Annotated in this window: 1 protein-coding gene; it reads left to right on the top strand. The window is 69.4% G+C overall.

Annotated elements, in window-relative coordinates:
• Positions 1–567 precede the first annotated feature (567 nt).
• A complete protein-coding gene (locus AB0D44_RS34355; RefSeq protein WP_362598836.1) occupies positions 568–1,005 on the top strand; it encodes a hypothetical protein in 438 nt (145 codons plus the stop codon).
• Positions 1,006–1,476: the final 471 nt, after the last annotated feature.

Raw genomic sequence — 1,476 nt, 5'->3', positions numbered from 1 at the left:
CCATGCCCCGCCCGGCCCCATGACCGCCGAAGGCGGGGCCGGTGAGCGCGCCAGATCGCTACGCGCTCCTCACATCTCAGCGTCCGGCGGCCGTCTGTGGCTCAACCCGCACCAGACAGCGACCAGAAGCACCTGCCGAGACGGGAGGCGCGCCAGATCGCTACGCGCTCCTCACATCTCAGCGTCCGGCGGCCGTCCGGGGTCCAACCCGCACCAGACAGCGGCCAGAAGCACCTGCCGAGACGGGAGGCGCGCCAGATCGCTACGCGCTCCTCACATCTCAGCGACCGGCGGCCGTCAGGGGCCCAACCCGCACCAGACAGCGGCCAGAAGGGCATTCCACGGCGTGGGCGCACCGGACGGCGGCCGGAAGGGCATTCCGCGGCGTGGGCGCGACAGATCGCTACGCGCGCCCTCGCATTTCGGTGTCCGGCGGCCGTCAGGGGGTCTGGCGGGAGGTCTTGTGCGGTCTGTCAGTGGGCTGTCAGTGGTGGGTCCGTGGTTCGTCAGGGGGCGGCGGGATGGTGGGGACGTCCCCAGGCAGTAACCAGAAAAAGAGGAACCACCATGGACGTCGTCATTGCCGGGCTGCAGTTGCTGATCGCGCTCGCCTTCCTGAGCATTCCGCTGGTTCGGAGCCGGTACGGAGGGCGCGCACAGGCCGCGGTGGAAGCCGAGCTGGGCCGACAGGGAGTTCGTACCACCGTGATGGCCGAGAACGGGATGCGTCTCGACGCGGGTGGTCACGAGACGTGGGCGCCCGTCGGCATAGCCACCGCCCTGACGTTCTCCGCCGTTGTCACCCTCGCGGGGGTGGGGTGGAGCGGGACCGTCGCGTGGGTCGTCCAGTCGCTGGTCGTCCTCGTGAACTGCGCGATCCTCTACAGCAACCTGACGGCCGTTCCGTCCGTGACCGCAGCGTTTGCGCCGGCGATGCCGAACTGGCCCGCATCGACGTCAAGTCCATGCTGGCCGCCGCGGAGAAGGGCTTCCCCCGCTGGGTGATGCCCTACCTCCAAAACCTCCGCCACGTCGTGGTCTTCGCCGGCTCCCTCGCCGCCCTGCTCCTGCTCGCCACCCAGTGACTTTCACGATCCCCGAGGGTCGAGCCATGAGGTGCGCACCCACCCGCTCCCCAAGTGCTTCTGCCCGCTGTCTGGTGCGCCCACCGGCGTGGAATGCGCTCCTGCCCGCTGCCTGGTGGGCCCACCGGCATGGAATGCGCCTCTGCCCGCTGCTTGGTGGGCCCACCGGCATGGAATGCGCCTCTGCCCGCTGTCCGATGGGCCTACCAGCGTGGAGTGCGCTTCTAATCGCTGTCTGGTGGGCCTACCAGCGTGGAATGCGCTTCTGGCCGCTGTTTGGTGCGGGTTGGACCCCTGACGGCCGCCGGACGCTGAGATGTGAGGAGCGCGTAGCGATCTGGCGCGCCTCCCGTCTCGGCAGGTGCTTCTGGTCGCTGTCTGGTGCGGGTTG

It is taken from the genome of Streptomyces sp. NPDC048349, from assembly GCF_040651925.1.
Classification (GTDB): domain Bacteria; phylum Actinomycetota; class Actinomycetes; order Streptomycetales; family Streptomycetaceae; genus Streptomyces.
The sequence above is the reverse complement of the archived record's forward strand: the minus strand, read 5'-3'. Positions and strand labels throughout refer to the sequence as shown.